Consider the following 545-nt stretch of genomic DNA (forward strand, 5'->3'; position numbering starts at 1 on the left):
ATCCGATGGTTGAAGCGTTACTAGGGGAAACGTGCTTTGCCCAAATAGCACGCCAACATGTTTTAACGCACCCACTCCAAGAAGGCTGTGTTATTCACTACGGAAAAGACTTTCACCTCACTGTGATGTTGTTTGGTCAGGTCATGGCTCAAGCACCATACAGCCCAGAAGTTGCTCTCTTTGAATGGAACATCGACCTTGCTCGCCAAGCTCGTTATGAGCATCAAGCAGACACAGCCGTGCAACCGCTGACTGAATTACCACACGTACCAGAGTCGCAACATTCTCATTTAGTTTTCCACCTTCGTCCTGGGTGTAAGTGCTTTGATGCTCATTACGCGGTGTTTGATTTATTCGCAGCTGTTCGTACTCAGCAATTCGATCAGCTCAACATCAACCAATTACAACAAGGAGTGATCCGCATCGAGCCCAATGGTGAAGCGCAGTGTTTCGCGCTGGATGCCGAAGCCTATCAATTGCTTGCCAGCTTGGAACAAAAGCAATGTTTGAGCGATATCCCTGAGCCGTTGCTCGCTCATCTTAAT

1 protein-coding gene is annotated in these 545 nt (G+C 48.1%); it reads left to right on the forward strand.

Annotated features, from left to right (window positions below; translation table 11 throughout):
• A partial coding sequence (locus R7R24_RS29700) for a putative DNA-binding domain-containing protein (protein ID WP_318120588.1) occupies positions 1–545 on the forward strand: 545 nt, incomplete at both ends.

Source organism: Vibrio sp. 704, assembly GCF_033339295.1.